Source organism: Kribbella antibiotica, assembly GCF_004349055.1.
In the GTDB taxonomy this organism is placed as follows: Bacteria; Actinomycetota; Actinomycetes; order Propionibacteriales; family Kribbellaceae; genus Kribbella; species Kribbella antibiotica.
Genome location: NZ_SMKX01000096.1, coordinates 17,110 through 33,413 on the forward strand (window position 1 = coordinate 17,110; position 16,304 = coordinate 33,413).

Here is a 16,304-nt window from a genome sequence, read left to right on the forward strand (position 1 = left end):
CTCAAAGACACGCCAACCCACCTCTGAGCACGGGCGGCATCTTTGGGCACGGGCGGCAGCTTTGGGCGCGGAGGGCATCTTTGGGCGCGGGCGGCATCTTTGGGTAGCCACCAACCATTCCGCGGGCACAAAAATGGTTGGTGGGTACTCAAAGTGCGACCGAGCACCCAGAGTGCCCCGAGATGCCCAAAGACACGCCGACCCACCTTTGGGCGCGGACGGCAACTTTGGGCACGGACGGCAACTTTGGGCACGGGCGGCAACTTTGGGCACGGGCGGCAACTTTGGGCACGGGCGGCAACTTTGGGCGCGGGCGGCATCTTTGGGTAGCCACCAACCATTCCGCGGGCATGAAAATGGTTGGTGGGGGCTCAAAGTGCGCGTTGGGGCTCAAAGACACGGCGGGCCAGCTTTGGGCGCGATGCGAGGGTGGGTTAGCGGGTGGAGAGGTAGGTGCGCCAGGCGCCGTGGGCGGTGATGTCGGTGGCTGGGTTGATGGCATCGGCGGTGGCTAGGAAGCCGAGCGTGGTTCGGCCGTCGTGGAGGGTTAGGGGGCCGATCGCTAGTGGGGGCTGGATTGTGGCTGCGAAGCTGCCTAGTTGGGTGGCGGGGATGGCCCAGACCTCGACCTCGATCGCGGCGCCGTTGGTTGCCGTGGGCGACAAACCGGGGCGGGGTCCGTCCAGGAGATACATCCGGTACGACGGTGCCGTGCGCGTCGACTCGACTAGCCGGGCACCGCGTCGTACGAGCTCGTGGTTGAGGGGTTGGCCGGTGAGGTGGGCGCCGGCTACGGCGATGAGGATCTCGTCGGTCCATTGGGCCGCCAGGTCGATCAGGGTGTAGTCGTGGCCGGCCGGGGCGATGAGTTGGACGCCGAAGGGTAGGCCGTCGACGCGGTCCGGGCCGGGGAAGGCGACGGCGCAGAGGTCGAGCAGGTTGACCATGTTGGTGAAGCGACCGAGGCGGCTGTTGGTGCCGATCGGATCAGCGGCGACTTCGGCGAGCGTCGGATGATTGGGTGCCACCGGCAACAACAGGGCGTCGATCTCGGTCCACAGGTGTTCGCTGGCGCGGGTCAACTCGGCAAGTCGGTCGAAGCCCGCGAAGGCTGCGGATGCGGTCAATTCCGAGCCACCACGGACAATCGTTCGGACGGTGGGATCGACCTCGGGTACGTCGTCGAGTTTGTCGCCAAAGGCCAGCCAGCGTTCGGCCAACCAGGGCCCGGAGTAAAGCAGATTTGCTGCCTCGAGCAACGGTCTGACATCAACCCGGACGACCTCGCCGAGCCGATGCGCCTCTGCCAGCATCTGCTGCCAAGCCTTTTCGTACAAGGGATCCAAGTCCAGATCGAGATCCGGTACGCCGATCACCGAAACGCCCGAACGGCCCGGCCGACTGTGCGGCAGCGCCTCGAATCGCCGCGACCACGCATCGTCCGGATCGAACCCGATCATCACGTCGAACGCCCGGCGAGCAGTCTCGACCGACCGCGCCATCACGGTCACACAGTCGAGCGATCGGCAAGCAGGCACAACCCCGCGCGCCGACACGAGCCCGCGCGAAGGCTTGATCCCGACCAGCCGGTTGAACGCGGCCGGCACCCGACCGCTCCCGGCCGTATCGGTACCGAGCGCAAAATCCACCTGCCCAGTCGCAACCGCCACCGCACTCCCCGAGCTCGAACCGCCCGAGATGTGCTCCGCCGAGAACACCGAATGACAGGCCCCGTACGGCGACCGCGAGCCGACCAGCCCGGTTGCGTACTGATCCAGGTTCGTCTTCCCCAACGGTACGGCGCCGGCCGCGATCAAGCAGTCGACCACAAAGGCGTTCTGCGCAGCCGGTTCCACGGTTCGCGGATCACCGGCCGTGGTCGGCACACCGGCGAGGTCGATGTTGTCCTTGAGCGCCATCGTCAGCCCACGCAGCGGGCCGGGCTGGGCCTCGACTGCGTCCACCCGAGTGATCCATTCGGCGTTGCTCATGCTCCCCACCGTGCCCGTTCCGCGTCGAACGCCGCCCGGCGTCGCGCCCTCAAAGTTGCGATGTCCACCGGGGCTTCCTGCTCGATCCGACGGACCTCCGCGATCGAGAAGGTGGCCGGGGCAACCTTCAGATCCGCGCGTCCGGCCGCGATCTCAGCGCGCTCGTGGGCCAACTGCTCCACGCTCACCGGGGTGAATCTGATCTTGTCGAACTGTCGCAGCAGCCACGGCCGCTCATCCTGCAGCCGCCAGACCGGCACCGTCCGCCCGACCAGTTGATACCCACCGGGGCCCTCCATGCCATACACACACAGGTAGATCCCACCGATGCCAACCGCATTCTGCGGCGTCCAGGTCCGGGCCGGGTTGTATTTCGTCGTCACCAGCCGATGCCGCGGATCGATCGGCACCGCGACCGGAGCGCCGAGGTAGACATCACCGAGCCCAACGACCAGGTACGTCGCCTGCTGGACGATCTCGAACACCTCGTCCCGCTCGTCCAGATCGTTGACCCGGCGGATGAACTCGACGTTGTCCGGACACCACGGCGCATCCGGCCGGACCGAGGCGGCGTACCGGCGCATCGCCTCATGCGCCTCCGGATGATCGAACGCAATCGGCAACGTCACCTCACGCGCGGGCAGCACCACGGTCTCCGGGTCAGCCAAGCTGGACGTCAACAAAACAAGGTGTTTGGCCAGCTCAAAAGGACCGAGCCGTGAGGTGTCCAAGGCAACCAAAAGCGACCGCACGCCCTCGACGATCTCGACCACGCCGGTCGGACGATGTTCGCGCAACGCCTCGGCGAGTAGGTGGACCCAGACCCGCACCGTGAGGTCAAGTTCGGCGGATCCGGCCTCGACGAGCACATGCCGCTCCCCGGCACACCGAATCGTGTATCCGCTCGCCTCATGCAGTACGTCAGGCCTTGCCGCCGTACCGATGATTGTTGCGGCGGGCAACGCGTCTTGCCGCAGATCCGCCAGCCATCGACGGCGAGCCGACATCGCAGCCGTCGCGACTTCGATTGCTACCGGCACCAGCTCAACGGTGTCGCCGGGGCACAACTGCCCGAGCATCCACCGGTCGGCTTCGATCACCACAGCCGGTACGACGAAGCCGCCCAGCGAAGGCCCATCCTTGCCGACGATCACCGGGGTGTCGCCGGAGAGCATGATTCCGCCGACCGGATAGGCCGAGTCGTGCACGTTGGACGGATGCAGCCCGGCCTCGCCGCCGTCGCTCCGCGCCCAGCCAGGCAAAGGTCCGGACAGCCGGACACCGGTCCGATCGGATCGGTGATCGACGGTCCAAGAAGTGCCGAAGAACGCCTCCACGCCATCAACAGTCAGGTGGTCCGGAGCCCCGTGCGGTCCTGGGATCACGCGTAGCTGCCAACTGTCGGTGATGGTCGGCAACTCGACATTCGCCGGGCTGAGGAGATTCTCGCGACGCCCGAGCGGTAGCTGATCGTTGGCCGCGAGCGGTCGGCCGTCCTGACCGCCGAAGCCGCCGAGCACGAAGGTCGCTCGGCTGCCGAGCACCGGTGGCACGTCGATCCCACCTTCGATCGCCAGATACCCGCGCATGCCGTCGAGCAGACCGAGGTCCAGGACAGCACCGGCCGGCAGCATGACCACGAGGCCGGGCCGCACCGGCCAACCGTCGATCGTGGCTTGTTTGGCTGCGCCGCCGACGCAAATCAGCCGGTCCTCGTCGCAGGTCAGTACGGGCCCGGTCTGCACACACTCCAGGCCCGCCGCGCTGGATGGGTTGCCGACGGCGGCGTTGACCAGGGCGAAGGTGAGCTCATCGGCGGCACCGGAAGGCGGTACGCCGACATCCCAGAGGCCTGGTCGGCCCTCGAGGTCTTGGATGGTGGTTTGCAGGCCAGGGCTGATCACCGTCAGCACGGGTCACCACCAGCCCAGGAGCTGCACCGGGGTCGGGTTCCAGCCATTGCACGGGTTGTTGATCTGCGGGCAGTTGCTGATCAGTACCAGGATGTCGCGGCTCGCCGTCACCTCGACGTACCGGCCGGGGGCGGACAAGCCATCGGCAAAGGTGAGCTCACCCGACGGGGTGACGGGGACGTTCATGAAGAAGTTGACGTTGTGGGTGAGCTGCCGTTGCCCGATCCCGGCGTGGGCGCCGAGGGTGAGGAACGTTTGGCGACAGGCGTGCAGGTGCCGGGTGTGGTGTCCGTACCGGATCACGTTGCTCTCCTGCGAGCACGCGCCACCAACGGTGTCGTGCCGACCGCAGGTGTCGTCGGAGATGACCCCGAGCTCGTCGCCGCGCGTCGAGATCAGTCGCGATCCGGTCGTGAGGTAAACGGCTCGCTGCTCGCGGATCGTGTCGAAGGCCGAGTACCGGTTGTCGATGTCGTGAGCGTCGTAGAACAACGTGTCGACGGCCTGGTTCCCGTGCAGGTCAACGATCCTGAGGCGGCCCCCGGCCGGCACGCTCAGCAAGGCGCCGTCACCGGCTTCGATGACCTGATCCAGCGCGCTCATCGGACCAACTCCAAGGCCCGAAGCGCTTCCGGGCGCAGGCCTTCCGGATCGCCCGGCTCCGCCGTACCAATCTGTACGGCGACGCCGCCGGCCGGAGTCGTCGCCCAAGGATGGGCCGAGGTGGAGACAAAGACCAGGAGGTCCTGATCGGCCCGGAGGGTGACGCTGTCTCCGGCGGTCGCGTGGCCGGGAACCAAACTGAGTGCCGCGGCCGAGGAGACGGCAACCTTGGTGAAGAAGTTGATGCCGCCGTGCAGGTCGGCGGCACCGAGGCCGTGTTTCGCCAGCTCCAGCAGGAGAAGGTGGCTGGGCAAGAACCCGGTGAGGCAGTCATGCCAGTCGAGGGTGGACTCAGTCACCGTGGCCAGGGCGAGGCCGCGGTCGGACATCAGGACCAGGCCGACGTGGATGCGAGCTGTCATCTGGGACTTCAGCGTGTCCGGGATGTTCAGGCGGTCGAGCCGGTCGGCTCCGACGATGAGGACGGACGCGTTGGCGTTGTCGGCGAGCGCAGTCAGGGTGATCGCACGGCCGGCCCGAACCGGAACCGACCAAGCCGCATCGGCCGGGAGTTCATGCTTCATGCGGTCACCGCCTGGAGGTAGGCGCGGCGTTGGAACCGGTAGGCAATGCAACCGCCGACGCCGACGACCGCCAGGGTGATGAGCGGGAGATAGTGCAGGTACCAACCCTCGCCCGCCGGGTCGTAGACCGCCGCCCGCGGCCAGCCGAGGTTGATCGCCATCGCGAGCCCGTAGCCCACAGCAATGATATTCACGAGAGGACCGTAGCGGCCGAGCGAGAACAGCGGACGGCCGTTCTCATCGGTTCCCGTGATCAGCGTCCGACGCCGGAACAGCAACGGCGTGGTCACCATCAGGTACGCGATGTACAGCAGCATGATGCAGACACTGGCCAGCCCGAGGAACAGACCAGCGTTCCCGACGTTGACGACCAAACACACCGCAGCCAACACACCCGGTACGACGGTTGCCGCGACCGGCGTCCCGGTCCGAGGCGAGACGCGGCGGAGCCAGACCGATCCCGGCAGGACGTTGTCGCGCGCCATCGAGAAGATCATGCGGGCCGCTGCGGTCTGAATCGCCAACGTACAGACGCAAACCGCAAGCGCGACATCGAGGAGCAAGAGCTTCCCGACGGTTGTTCCGAGCTGGCTGGTCAACACATACGCAAGACCTTGGGTGGCAAGATCGCCGTCGGTCACCGAAGGCGCTGCCATCAACGCGGCGATGATCAGGAACGCACCGCCGAGGCCTGATGCGACGACCGCGCGGATGATCGTTCGAGGCGTGGTCGCGCGCGGCTTATGCGTCTCCTCCGCCAACTCACCGGCGCTGTCGAAACCGACCAGCACGTACGCCGCCATCAACGCCGAGATGAGCAACGGAACGACGTACCCGGTGCTGTTGTCGAGGTTGGTTGTGTGCAGTACGACGGATGGGCCGCGTTCGGCCTTGCTGGTCAGCAGGATGACGATCAGGACGACACCGACGAGCTCACACGTGACGCCGATCGAGTTGACGACGGCCATGATCCGGACGCTCGTCGCGTTCAGGATCGTGGTCGCGACGAGGAGGATGCAGCCGAGGAGGACGGCGTTGGCGGCGCCGTCGCGTGACGACAATGCCGGGTCGGTGCCGATGACCTGGAACCCGGACCAGACTGCCGGAAGCACCGCCTGTAAGGCGATTGCGGCCGCCGCCAACGTGATGGTCTGCGCGATCACCATCGTCCAACCGGCAAACCAGCCAACCACCGCGCCGCCGAGTCGGCGGGCCCATTGGTAGATCGCGCCGGACAACGGATAGCGAGCGGCCAACTCGGCGAAGCAGAGCGCGACCATCAACTGCCCGACGAGAACCGCGGGCCAGGTCCAGAAGAACGCCGTACCGCCGAAACTGAAGCCGAGGCCGAAGAGCTGGAAGACCGTGGTCAGGATGGACACGAACGAGAAGCCGGCGGCGAACGACGCGTAGCTGCCGACCCGGCGGGACAGCTGCTGTGCGTAGCCGAAACCGCTCAGGTCGTCGGTTGGGGCGGTGAGTACATCCGGGGGTGCTGACATTCCGGCCTCCGTCGAGTCGGCCCGGAACTCGCACGGCATGCCCGGGCCTTTGCGGCCTCCCGGGCTTTTGTCCCGCCGTGGAACGACGCCGAAGCGCCGTCTCCCCTCTCGGACCAGACCCACCGGTGTCGGCAGCGGAACCCTAGGGGCGCCCCGCCGTTCCGGCGGGTCTGTTCCAGTTCAGAACCCAACGGTTTCAGTAACGCTCTTCAGTTGTTGCGACGAAGTAAACGACTTCTCTCACTAGGCGTTCAGATCGGAGAGCGTCCTGAGAATTTTAGAGCGCGGTTGCCTTGGCGTTGCGCTCGAACTTGGACCAGGTTGCCGAGCTGCAGTTGGCGCAGGACGGGCCGAAGAACTCGCTGCGAGCCTGCTCGTCACCGAGCAGCCAGTACCGGAACCACGCCGTGATCGCGCCGCGGAACTGCCCGCCGTCAGGGCTCACTACGAAGTGATCGGCACCCTTGAGCTCGGCGTAGATCGCGGGCACGTGACTGCTCTGCGTGTAGCGGTCATGCACGACCGACGGCCAGACGATGAGGTCAGCCTGACCTGCGAAGTACAGCGCAGGACCATGCAAGTCGGCCGGGTCGTTGAACGGCCCGCCCTCGAGCGGCGCCACCGTGTCCACCCGCGGATCCGCGCCCGCGCCGACGGCCGCGCCTCCGCCGAGGGAGTGACCGGTCGCGCCGACATGGTCCAGATCGACCTTGCCCGCGAACACGCTGCCCGCCGTACCGTTCTGTGCTGTCAGGTAGTCAAGCCCAGCCAGCATCGGGTCGCCTGAGCCGGAGCGGCCTTCGCCCGCAGCGACGATGAAGCCGTGGGACGCAAAGTGCTCAAGCAACGGCTGGTACGTCGACACTGTCGCGGCCGCGCCGTTGCTCCACAGGATCACCGGGTGTTTCGCGCAGCCGAGTGTCCCGAGCTGCGCGGGTCGAATGATCGTCGTACCTTGCCCGTTGGACGCGGATGTCACGGCGAACGGGCCGGGCGCGGCCCAGTTGCGATTCACTGACGGGCAGCTCGCTGAGGGCTGAGCGTTGGCGACCGGAGTGAGGTTGGCGATCAGACTGACAGCCGCAACAGCTGCGGCGAGCAGACGCTTCACGGGAGCTCCTTCAGGAGTAGAGAGTGTCCAGCGAGTGGGCGTATTTCTCGCGCACCACGGATCGCTTGAGCTTCAGCGTAGGCGTCATTTCGCCCGTATCCGTGCCCCAAAGGGACTCCAGCAGGGACCAGCGTTTAACCTGTTCGACCCTCGAAAGCCGCTCGTTGCCGATACGTACGGCCTGCTCGATCTCAGCCCGTACGGCGGGATGCGTGGCAGCGTCAGCCGCCGTCACCGCCTCGATGTTGCGCGCCGTGCACCACTGCCGCCAGCCGGGATCGAGCGTGATGAGCGCAACCAGGTAAGGGCGGTTGTCGCCGTGCACGTAGACCGATCCGATCAGGTCGGACGCCGACGAGACCGCCTGCTCGACGTTGGCGGCCGAGATGTTCTTGCCGGCTGAGTTGATGATGAGTTCCTTCTTGCGGCCGACGATCGAAAGGTAGCCGTCGGCATCGATCCGGCCGAGGTCGCCGGTGTGCAACCAGCCGTCGATGAACGTGTCGGCGGTCGCCTCGGGACGGTTGAGGTAGCCGGGCGAGATGATCCGGCCGCGGGCCAGCAGTTCGCCGTCGTCGGCCAACCGCAGCTCGACACCGGGCAATGCCGGGCCGACCGTTCCCAGGCGCGGCTCGCTCAGTGAGTTGAGCGTCAGGACGGCGGAGGTCTCGGTCATTCCGTACGCCTCGACGATGGTGACACCGAGGCCCCGGAAGAGGACCAGCACCTCCTTCGCAATCGGCGCCGCGCCGCTGACGGCGACGATCATCTCGTTCAGCCCGAGTGCCAAGCGGATCCGCCGGTAGACGAGCCGCTCGAACAGCACGTGCTGCAGACGCAGGCCCGGGCCGGCCCCAGTGCCGAACCGGGCCTGCCCGGCCCGGCGGGCAACGACGATCGCCCTCCGGAGCAGCGCACGCCGTACTGGGGATTTTTCGGTGACGGTTCGCTCGGTGACGGCGCCGAGCAGCTTTTCCCAGACCCGTGGGACCGCGAGAAACACGTGCGGCTGGATCGCGGGCAGGTTGTCCGCGAGGGTCCGGAGGTCGCGGACATACGTGACCGTGGAGACGAGCGCCGTACCGAGGTAGTGGGTGATCATTCGCTCAGCCAGGTGGGCGAGCGGTAGGTAGGAAACCTGCGAGCGACCGGGGGCCGGGATGCCGCCGAGGTCGTCGGCGACTCGGGTGAGGATGCCGTCGAGCACGGTGCAGATCCCGGCGTGGGTGACGAGCGTGCCTTTCGGCGGACCCGTCGTACCGGAGGTGTAGATGATCGTTGCCGGGTCGTCGGGCTGCACCTTTTTTGTTGCCTCGTGCACCTCATTCAGCCGTTCCGGCAGGGACGCCAGTGCTGCTGCGGTGAGGACTTCGAAGGACAGTACGCCGGTGGGTGCCGGGCCCGGGCCGATGACGACGAGCGTGCGGAGCTCCGGTAGCTGATCCTTGATCGCCAACCAGGTAGGAAGAAACTCCATGTCGACAATGCAGATCTTGCACGCGGAGTCGGCTGCGACATAGGCAAGCTGCTCGGCGGCAAGGGTGTTGTAGTACGACGAAGGTGTCGCGGCGGCCAGCATGGCGCCGACATCGGCCAGGACGTGCTCGGCCCGGTTCACCAGTTGCAGGCCGACCACGTCACCGGATTCGATCCCAAGATCCAGCAGGACAAGGGCGATCGCCTGGGCCTGTCGCTCATACTCGGCCCAGGTCAATCGCCGGTCGCCGTCGATGATCGCCATGACGTCACCGTGCTCGGCCGCGTTCCGCCGTACCAAATCAGGCACAGTGAGGTCGAGAACCGTGTCGTGGGTCATGGCGCCGCCTTTCAGCAGGAGGAGGTTGCGGGGCGGTTCTGGAAGCGGTCGCCTAGCCAGTTCAGTGCGTTGGTGCCCCAGAGGGACACCGTGACGACGTGTCCGCCTAGCGGGATCACGTGCCACTCCAGGGTGGTGCCGGCTGCGCAGTACCGGTTCTTCAGGGCGACTGCACCGGCGTACGGGATCAGCTCGTCGGCTGTGCCGTGGTAGAGATAGACCGGGGCGGACGGCTTGACGTTGCCGAGCAGGTTCTCATTGAGCCGCTTCTGCCAGCGCGGATCCTTGATCACGTTGGGAACCGTGGTGAAGTCGTCGAGCTTGCGCCCCGGCGCGAGCAGCGCGATCTCGGCGACACAGGCCTGCTTGATCTTCGCGAACAGCTCCTTGCCTTGCGCGGTGAGGACGTTGTCGAGCGGAACGTCCGAGTACGCCGTCGACAGGCCGATCGCGGCAGCGGCCACCAGGCCGAATCCGATGCCACCATCATTGCTCGCAGCAACTAGATCGAGATCGGCCGGTACGCCGCCGGTCGCCGTACCGACGACTTTGAGATCAGGCGCGTACGACGCTGCTTGCTCGGCCGCCGCGGCTGCGGCCTGACCGCCTTGCGAGTAACCGAAAACGCCGATCGGCGCGGCTTTGTCGAGCCCTGCTGCGGGAAGGCGGGTCGCGGCGCGGGCGACATCGAGGAGTGCACGACCCTCGGACTTCGCATTCGCGTAGGTGTGCGTTCCCGGCGTACCGAGTCCTTCGTAGTCGGTCAGCGCGACAGCCCAGCCCTTGGTGATCGCCTGCGCGATGAAGGCGACCTCGACCTCGGTACCGGTCCGGATCTGGTACGACGGCGCGCATTGGTCGCCGAGTCCTTGCGTACCCATCGCGTAAGCCAGGACCGGTCGCTTGCCCGAGCCTGTCCAGGCGGTGAGTGGGGTGATGACCGTGCCGGACACGGCGTTCGGCGTACCGGTGGCTGAGGTGGAGCGGTAGAGGACCTGATCCGCGCGGGTCGGGACGGGGAACAGCCGGAGGATGTCGACGTACAGGTCGACCTTCCGGGTCTTGAGGACATCACCGGCCGCGACGCTCGGGAGCGGGGACGGGGCCGTGTAGAAGGGGTCGTTCTGCGGGGTCGGTGGGCGGCTGTCGGCCTCAGCCGGCGCGGCGACCGCCAAGGACAGGCCGGCAATGGCGAGCCCGGTCACGAGTCTGCGGAGCACGGTGGTTACCTCCGTGGGGGCGGGGAGAGTGGTAATGAGAATTACCCGAATGTAGCGGCGGGGTTAGGCTGTGACAATCCCCTGGACCTTGGAGGTTTCTGTTGGCGGCTGAGCGCAGCTATGGCGGTGTGCCCTTGGCGCGGCGCCGGGAAGAGCGGCGCGCGCGGTTGCTGGCAGCGGGGGTCGAGCTGTTCACGTCTGTTGGTTATCAGCAGACGAAGATCACGGAGCTGTGCGCTGCGGCGGGCATGTCGAACCGGGGTTTCTACCAGGAGTTCGAGACCAAGGAAGCCCTGCTGCTCGAGCTGTACGTCCGGACCAACCAGCTCGCCCACGATCACGTCAGCCAGACATTGACCAGCCTGGAGACGACCGATCCGGCCGCTCGCATCGACGTACTCGTCGACGTCTACCTGGCCGCCGTCACCTCAGACCCACGCCTCGCCCGACTGAACTACGTCGAGGCCGTCGGCGTCAGCCCCGCAGTCGAGGCCCTGCACGTCGACTGGGTCGGCCGCTGGAGCGAGCTGATCATGCACGAAGCCGACCGCGTCGCCGCCGCCGGCCTCGCCCCGCACCGAGACTTCCGCCTCACCGCGATCATGATCGTCGGCGCCATCACCGGCCTGCTCCGCGAATGGCAAACCCACACCGCCGACTACCCCACCAGCGAAATCGCCGCCGAAGCCAAAGCGCTCATCCTCGCGTCAATCACCCGCAGCGCCTGAACCTCGCGACAAGCCTGCAACACAAGCAACTGCAGGTACTCCGACTTCCAGGCCTCCGCTTCACGGGCTCGGCGATGGACGCCGTACGGGGATCACCTGCAGTTGTTCGTGCCACCGGCACCCCGCGCCGAGCAACCCTCAAACAAGCGGGCGGGTCCGCAGCACGAGCAACTGCAGGTACTCCGAATTCCAGGCCTCCGCCAGCCTCACCGGCCCCGCGATAGCCGCCGTACGGGGACCACCTGCAGTTGTTCGTGCCACCGACGGCACGCCAGGACCCGCGCCGAGCAACCGCGCGAGACTCAAACAAGCGGGTGGCCTGCAACACGAGCAACTGCAGGTACTCCGAGCTCCAGGCCTCCGCCAGCCCCACGGGCCCAGCGATGAGCGCCGTACGGGGACCACCTGCAGTTGTTCGTGCCGGCGGCGGCACGAACAGGACCCGGCGCCTCGCAGCCGCGCGGGACTCGAACAAGCGGACGGGGGTACAGCACGAACGACTGCAGGTACTTCGAATTCCGGGCCTTCGCCAGCCTTACGGGCCAGCGATGGGCGCCGTACGGGGACCATCTGCAGTTGTTCGTGCCACCGGCGGCACGCCAGGACCACGCATCTAGCAGCTGCGCGGGGCTCCAACATGCGAGCGGGGGTCCAGCACGAGCGACTGCGGGTACGCCGAACGCCGAGCTTCCGCCTGCTTCACGCCCCCGGCGATGGACGCCGCACGGGGACCACCTGCAGTTGCTCGTGCTGGCGGCGACCGCCAGGACCCGGCGCCCGGCAACCGCGCGGGACTCCGACAAGCCGGTGGGGCTGCAACACGAGCGACTGCAAGTACTCCGACTTCCAGGCCGTCGCCAGCCCCACGCCCCTGGCGACGGACGCCGTACGGGCCCCACCTGCAGTTGCTCGCGCCACCGATGCCCCGCCAGGACCACGCGCCTGGCAACCGCGCGGGGCTCAAACAAGCGGGTGGGGCTGCAACACGAACGACTGCAGGTACTTCGAATTCCGGGCCTTCGCCAGCCTTACGGGCCAGCGATGGGCGCCGTACGGGGACCACCTGCAGTTGTTCGTGCCGACGGCGGTCCACCAGCAGTCCACCAAGACCCCCGCCGCGGCCCCCTCCTCCATCGCAGCCCATACCCGGGGAGGCGGGCGGGGGTACAGCACGAACGACTGCAGGTACTTCGAATTCCACGCCTCCGCCAGCCCCACGGGGCCAGTGATGGCGCCGTACGGGGACCACCTGCAGTCGTTCGTGCCGGCGGCGGCACGCCAGGACCCGGCGCCTCGCAGCCGCGCGGGACTCGAACAAGCGGGTGGGGCTGCAGCACGAGTGACTGCAGGTACTTCGAATTCCGGGCCGTCGCCAGCCCCACGGGCCAGCGACGAGCGCTGGGCGGGGACTACCTGCAGTTGTTGGTGTTGGCGGGTGGGCCTTGTTGCGGATGAGGTGCTCGGGCCACAGGATGAGTGGCGTCGCCGGGATACTGAGGAGGGTTTATGGAGTGGAGAGATCTGCCACTGGCGGAGTGTCTTCGCGGTGGTGAGGTGGAGATGCTTCAGTTCGCCGTCGATCGCGTACGGCGTCAGTTCGCGTGGAAGACCGGTGGGTTGTCGGCCGAGCAGTTGCGGCGGGAGTATCCGCCGTCGACGATGACACTGGCCGGGCTTGTCAAGCACATGGCGTTCGTCGAGGCCGGCTTCACGGCTCGCGCGGCGGGGCAGCCGGTCGGCCCGCCGTGGGATGTCCGCGGTTGGGTCGAGAACGACAACTGGGGTTGGGAATCGGCACGCATCGACGATCCTCAGGAGCTGTACGCGCTGTGGTACCGGAGTGCGGAGCGGTCGCGGGCGACTTGGGCCGAGCTGGCTGCGGATGGCGGGCTCGACGTGGAGATCGACGAGGGCGACCCCGACTGGGTCACCAGTCGGCGCCGCATCCTCATCGACCTGCTGGAGGAATATCTCAAGCACACCGGACATGCCGACGTACTGCGGGAAGCCGTTGACGGGTTGCGCGGCAACGACCCGGAGTGAGGGTCAGTTGGCTCGGCTGGTGTTGATGGCGCCGTTGACGCCGTGGGGGAAGAAGCCGCCCTTGGTCGCCTTCTTGGGGGTCAGGTAGACGACGTTCAGGACCTGGTCGGCGCCGCGGCTGAAGGCGATGCCATTGGCGTCGGTGGGGACGATGTTGGTGCGGCCCCGGTACGACGTGCCTTGGTCGACGTCGGATTTGCCGTCGAGGCTGTCGCGGGCGTTGGAGATCGCGACCGACGGGGTTTCGAGGCCGCGGGAGACGAGCGTCGTACGGATGTTGGCCGCGTGGTATGCCTCGACGGCGAGGATGCCGGCGGCGGCCTCGAGGTAGGTCTTGTTGGAGATCAGCGGTGCGGCGCCCTTGTAGGCCGTGACGCCGACATCTTCGAAGACGTAGGCGGCGAGCAGGAAGTTGTTCTCGTTGGCGTACGCGTCGAACTTCTGCCCCGGCTTGATCAACTTCGCCGCAGTTGCGGCTGCGGTGAAGGCGGCGTCGATGTCGATCGACGGGCGAGCCACGGCCGCCTTGCCGAGCGCCTTGCGGAGGAACTTGACGTGCGCGAGCTCGTCCGCCGCGATCTCTTGGGCGTACGCGCGCACGACCTTGGACTGGAACTTCACCTTGCGGCCACCGCGCACGCCACCCGGCTTGCCCTTGCCGTGGACGTCAGCGCCTGAGAGCCCATAACCGCGCACAGCGCGCAGGTAGAACTCCGCCTCCAGATACTCCAGGTTCAGCGCGAAGTTGAGGATTGCGCCGTCGCTGGGCCCGCCGGTGGCGGCCGCTTCGGCGGTGTCCGGGTTCAGGACGCCGCTGGCGAGCAGACCACCACCGGCCAGCCCTGCTCCTGCGCCTGCCACGCCTGCTACTCGCAGGAACTTTCGGCGGTCCACATTGTTTTCGGCACTGCGCTCGATCGCGTTCCGGATGAACAGCTTGTCGAACATGCTCGTCTCCGTCAGTGAGATTCCGGCAGACCGAGCGGCCCACCGGCCATGACGAACCATCGGGCGAAGATCTGGCCCATCAACGAGTGTTCGACGCCGCCACCCCGGCGGATGGGTGGCGGGCGGCAACTACTTTCTGTCAGTAGGTCTGGTAGTAGACGAGTTGACCGGCTTCACCCGGCGCTGCGCCTTCGCTGGGGATGAACAGCGTGATGACGAACGCGTTCTGGCCGTTCGGGGCTTTGAGCGCGGTGATGCTCGGATTGGCGAACGCCGTACTGCCGCCGTTGGTGCGGATCGTCGTCCGATCGGCGTTGCCGGTCTGGTAGTCGTACACGAACGTCCGCCAGGAACCGAAATCACCCTTCGTGTACTGGCCTTCGATCAACCCGAAGCTGTAGCCGCGGAAGGCCATCTGGTCGCGGTCACCGATGTTGCCGCCGACACCCCAGTGCAGCAAGGCGTTGTCGAAGTTCGGTTGCGCCGATGTCGACCACGAGTTGAAGTTCTTCAGAGTGCCGCGTTGCTGGCGGTCGCGGTCACAGTTCCACCAGTAGTGGCCGCCGATGTCGATCGTCGAGTGGTCGATATCGGGTGACAGCGTGATGCTGTAGATGTTCGGCGTGCCCTCGGCGCACGACGACAACCGGCGCGGTGAATCAAAGGAACGGTTCACCCGGCCGGCCAGGAGATCGGCGCGATTGGCGAAGTACCGGAAGGCGAGATGATTGTTCCCGCCGCCGGACTGCTCCTGCTCCCAGGCGAGGAGGAACCCGCCGTTCGAGGCTTGGACGATGGTGGGTTGGGAGGCCGGTCCGGTGTTGCTTCCGGCGAGTTCACGAACCCAATGCCAGTTGAGCAGATCGGTTGAGGTCGCCAGATTCACCCGGAAACGACCGTCACTGGCCAGGTGGTGCGAGACCGCGAGATAGCCGCCGGTCGTGTCCTGGATGATCTTCACCGTGTCCATCACATGGCCGGCGTCGTCCTTGGTGTTGTAGCGCTTCCCGGTCGCGCCGGAAACGTTCTCGACTATCCCGCGCAACTCGGCGCGAGCGGGGTCGGACACGGCGGTCGGCGATGCGACCGCCGTACCGGAAGTTAGGGCGGCAAGTGTGGCAACAAGCAGAACAGCAAGAGCTCTGGGCATGGGCGGCACCCCTCGCAGTCAGTTGTTCGAGGCCCTCAGGCTAGCCCAGATCAGCGTGTGCCCACTGTCCCCTTCCGGCACGAATTCCGCGCGCTCGACGACCAGCCCGGCCGCCTCGATCCACCCGCGGGTTGTGTCGGTGTCGGCCGAACTCCACCACATCGGTACGTCGCCGCCCAGCCAGCCTTCTTCCGCGCCGGTCCACGCGGTCGCCCCGACTGTCGCCACGAAAACCCCGCCCGGGCGCAACCAGGTGGCGATCTTCTGCAGCAGGCGTTCTTGCTCGTCCAGCGGGATGTGGATCAACGAATAAAACGTCAGCACCGCATCGAACGACTCTGCCGGGAACTCCAGCTTTGTCGCATCACCCTGCACGAACGTCGCGTGCGGAACCCGCTCCTGAGCCCGCTTGACCTGTACGCCGCTGATGTCCACACCGGTGACTTCGTGGCCGCCGTCCGCCAACACCTTCGCCACCGGCACTCCCGCGCCGCACCCCACATCAAGCACCCGACTGCCGTCGCCGAGCCGAGTCAGCAACTCCGCCAGCCACTCGCCGTACTTGGTGTCGCTCCCGAACGCCTCGTCATACCGCTCCGACAAGGCGTCGTACCCTCGCCGTACAAGCTCCTTGGCTTCGTCACTCTGCATCCGCCCACGCTAAACACTCCCCCGCCGCCCCGCGACTGATTTCC

13 protein-coding genes and 1 riboswitch are annotated in these 16,304 nt (G+C 66.8%); of the genes, 2 read left to right on the top strand and 11 right to left on the bottom strand.

The features are described 5' to 3' along the window. Nucleotides 1–434 precede the first annotated feature (434 nt). The 8 genes from E1263_RS27445 to E1263_RS27480 all read right to left on the bottom strand — a co-directional run bounded on the left by E1263_RS27445 (nt 435) and on the right by E1263_RS27480 (nt 10,740). Nucleotides 435–1,991 carry an allophanate hydrolase gene (locus E1263_RS27445; protein ID WP_132172437.1) on the bottom strand — a complete coding sequence of 519 codons (1,557 nt, stop codon included), beginning with the start codon at nt 1,989–1,991 and terminating at the stop codon, nt 435–437. Continuing rightward, on the bottom strand, nt 1,988–3,904 hold the full coding sequence (locus E1263_RS27450; RefSeq protein ID WP_132172439.1) for a 5-oxoprolinase/urea amidolyase family protein: 1,917 nt from the start codon (nt 3,902–3,904) through the stop codon (nt 1,988–1,990). Before E1263_RS27450 ends, E1263_RS27445 begins: the two co-directional genes overlap by 4 nt. A gap of 3 nt (nt 3,905–3,907) precedes the next feature. Further along, a complete protein-coding gene (locus tag E1263_RS27455) occupies nt 3,908–4,507 on the bottom strand; it encodes an urea amidolyase associated protein UAAP2 (protein ID WP_132172441.1) in 600 nt (199 codons plus the stop codon). After that, nucleotides 4,504–5,091: a DUF1989 domain-containing protein gene (locus E1263_RS27460; protein WP_132172442.1), complete on the bottom strand. Its 588-nt coding sequence runs from the start codon at nt 5,089–5,091 to the stop codon at nt 4,504–4,506. The genes E1263_RS27455 and E1263_RS27460 overlap by 4 nt, the downstream gene beginning before the upstream one ends. Next, the gene (locus E1263_RS27465) at nt 5,088–6,593 is read right to left on the bottom strand and encodes an amino acid permease (RefSeq protein WP_132172444.1); all 1,506 of its coding nucleotides are present in this window, start codon (nt 6,591–6,593) and stop codon (nt 5,088–5,090) included. The genes E1263_RS27460 and E1263_RS27465 overlap by 4 nt, the downstream gene beginning before the upstream one ends. Nucleotides 6,594–6,647: 54 nt before the next feature. Further along, nucleotides 6,648–6,750: riboswitch (guanidine-I (ykkC/yxkD leader) on the bottom strand. Nucleotides 6,751–6,870: 120 nt separating this feature from the next. Next, a complete protein-coding gene (locus E1263_RS27470) occupies nt 6,871–7,704 on the bottom strand; it encodes a poly(ethylene terephthalate) hydrolase family protein (RefSeq protein ID WP_132172446.1) in 834 nt (277 codons plus the stop codon). Nucleotides 7,705–7,714: 10 nt separating this feature from the next. Next, a complete protein-coding gene (locus E1263_RS27475) occupies nt 7,715–9,520 on the bottom strand; it encodes an AMP-dependent synthetase/ligase (RefSeq protein ID WP_132172448.1) in 1,806 nt (601 codons plus the stop codon). 11 nt (nt 9,521–9,531) lie between these two features. Further along, nucleotides 9,532–10,740, bottom strand: a complete 1,209-nt coding sequence (locus E1263_RS27480; RefSeq protein WP_132172450.1) for a lipase family protein — start codon at nt 10,738–10,740, stop codon at nt 9,532–9,534. Nucleotides 10,741–10,841: 101 nt separating this feature from the next. Here E1263_RS27480 and E1263_RS27485 point away from each other — a divergent pair, with 101 nt between their 5' ends. Continuing rightward, nucleotides 10,842–11,468, top strand: coding sequence for a TetR/AcrR family transcriptional regulator (locus tag E1263_RS27485; protein WP_132172452.1), 627 nt, complete (start codon nt 10,842–10,844; stop codon nt 11,466–11,468). 1,506 nt (nt 11,469–12,974) lie between these two features. Beyond that, nucleotides 12,975–13,511, top strand: a complete 537-nt coding sequence (locus E1263_RS27490) for a mycothiol transferase (RefSeq protein ID WP_132172454.1) — start codon at nt 12,975–12,977, stop codon at nt 13,509–13,511. 3 nt (nt 13,512–13,514) lie between these two features. Here E1263_RS27490 and E1263_RS27495 read toward each other — a convergent pair whose 3' ends face one another. The 3 genes from E1263_RS27495 to E1263_RS27505 all read right to left on the bottom strand — a co-directional run bounded on the left by E1263_RS27495 (nt 13,515) and on the right by E1263_RS27505 (nt 16,260). Further along, entirely contained in the window at nt 13,515–14,459 is a 945-nt protein-coding gene (locus E1263_RS27495; RefSeq protein ID WP_132172456.1) for a ferritin-like domain-containing protein, read from the bottom strand. Between the two features lie 139 nt (nt 14,460–14,598). Further along, nucleotides 14,599–15,609, bottom strand: a complete 1,011-nt coding sequence (locus tag E1263_RS27500) for a hypothetical protein (RefSeq protein WP_202869073.1) — start codon at nt 15,607–15,609, stop codon at nt 14,599–14,601. Nucleotides 15,610–15,627: 18 nt separating this feature from the next. Further along, nucleotides 15,628–16,260: a class I SAM-dependent methyltransferase gene (locus E1263_RS27505; protein WP_132172458.1), complete on the bottom strand. Its 633-nt coding sequence runs from the start codon at nt 16,258–16,260 to the stop codon at nt 15,628–15,630. Between the last annotated feature and the right edge of the window lie 44 nt (nt 16,261–16,304).

Bases quoted from the DNA above. Each gene is read 5' to 3' on its own strand.
- E1263_RS27495 (WP_132172456.1), bottom strand. From the start codon at position 14,459: ATGTTCGACAAGCTGTTCATCCGGAACGCGATCGAGCGCAGTGCCGAA.
- E1263_RS27490 (WP_132172454.1), top strand. From the start codon at position 12,975: ATGGAGTGGAGAGATCTGCCACTGGCGGAGTGTCTTCGCGGTGGTGAG.
- E1263_RS27505 (WP_132172458.1), bottom strand. From the start codon at position 16,260: ATGCAGAGTGACGAAGCCAAGGAGCTTGTACGGCGAGGGTACGACGCC.
- E1263_RS27460 (WP_132172442.1), bottom strand. From the start codon at position 5,091: ATGAAGCATGAACTCCCGGCCGATGCGGCTTGGTCGGTTCCGGTTCGG.
- E1263_RS27455 (WP_132172441.1), bottom strand. From the start codon at position 4,507: ATGAGCGCGCTGGATCAGGTCATCGAAGCCGGTGACGGCGCCTTGCTG.
- E1263_RS27445 (WP_132172437.1), bottom strand. From the start codon at position 1,991: ATGAGCAACGCCGAATGGATCACTCGGGTGGACGCAGTCGAGGCCCAG.
- E1263_RS27475 (WP_132172448.1), bottom strand. From the start codon at position 9,520: ATGACCCACGACACGGTTCTCGACCTCACTGTGCCTGATTTGGTACGG.
- E1263_RS27500 (WP_202869073.1), bottom strand. From the start codon at position 15,609: ATGCCCAGAGCTCTTGCTGTTCTGCTTGTTGCCACACTTGCCGCCCTA.
- E1263_RS27465 (WP_132172444.1), bottom strand. From the start codon at position 6,593: ATGTCAGCACCCCCGGATGTACTCACCGCCCCAACCGACGACCTGAGC.